The 1,145-nt window shown below is 64.6% G+C and carries 1 protein-coding gene; it reads left to right on the top strand.

The genetic code is table 11. The annotated features are described in order from the left end of the window. The first annotated feature begins 52 nt into the window (after positions 1 to 52). On the top strand, positions 53 to 1,144 hold the full coding sequence (locus SK803_RS46345; protein WP_319972643.1) for an IS630 family transposase: 1,092 nt from the start codon (positions 53 to 55) through the stop codon (positions 1,142 to 1,144). The last annotated feature ends 1 nt before the right edge of the window (position 1,145 follow it).

The following is a 1,145-nucleotide window of genomic DNA, read 5'->3' on the forward strand; positions in this document are numbered from 1 at the left end:
CACTACTAGTGTCCTGCGCCTGAAATCCGCCAGATAAGTCTAGTGTGGGTTGATGGCGCGGATTGGACGTCCTCCTGCTGAGGTGACGTTGACCGAGCAGGAGCGGGAGACGCTGGAGCGGTGGGCGCGGCGGGCGAAGTCGTCGCAGGTGCTGGCGCAGCGGTGCAGGATCGTGCTGGCGTGTGCGGAGGGTTTGCCGGGCAAGCAGATCGCGGCGGATCTGCGGGTGCACCCGACCACGGTGACCAAGTGGCGCAGGCGGTTTCTCCAGCATCGGCTGGACGGCCTGGTCGATGAGGAACGGCCGGGCCGGCCGCCGTCGATCACGGTTGACCAGGTAGAAGAGGTGATCGTGGCGACGCTGGAGGAGATCCCGCGTAACGCCACGCATTGGTCGCGGGCGTCGATGGCGGAGAAGTGCGGGCTGAGCAAGTCGACCGTGGGTCGGATCTGGCGCGACTTCGGGCTCAAACCCCACCGTGCCGAGACGTTCAAGCTCTCGACCGATCCGTTGTTCGTGGAGAAAGTCGTCGATGTTGTTGCCCTGTACCACAATCCGCCCGAGCGGGCGGTGGTGCTGTGCGTCGACGAGAAGAGTCAGATCCAGGCACTGGACCGCTCGCAGCCGGTGTTGCCGATGATGCCGGGCATGCCCGAGCGGCGCACGCATGACTACGCCCGCAACGGCATCACCAGCCTGTTCGCCGCGTTCAACGTCGCTGACGGCACGGTGATCGGCGAGTTGCACCGTCAGCACCGCGCCGCCGAGTTCAAGAAGTTCCTGATCACGATCGACAAGACCGTGCCCGCGGGCTTGGGTGTGCACCTGGTCTGCGACAACTACGGCACCCACAAGACCCCGGCGATCAAGACCTGGCTGGCCCGCCATCCCCGGTTCCACATGCACTTCACACCGACCGGATCCAGCTGGATCAACCAGGTCGAACGCTGGTTCGGGTTCCTCACCGACCAGAAGATCACCCGCGGCACCCACCGCAGCGTCCAGGCGCTGGAGAAAGACATCCGCGCCTGGATCGCCGACTGGAACACCCACCCACGGCCGTTCATCTGGACCAAGACCGCCGAAGAGATCCTCGAATCACTCGCCCGATTTTGTAGGCGGATTTCAGGCGCAGGACACTAGT

It is taken from the genome of Lentzea miocenica (genome assembly GCF_033949945.1).
GTDB lineage: Bacteria > Actinomycetota > Actinomycetes > Mycobacteriales > Pseudonocardiaceae > Lentzea > Lentzea miocenica.

What these genes read in the sequence shown, in the direction of transcription:
- SK803_RS46345 (WP_319972643.1), top strand. Translation starts at nt 53, where the DNA reads ATGGCGCGGATTGGACGTCCTCCTGCTGAGGTGACGTTGACCGAGCAG.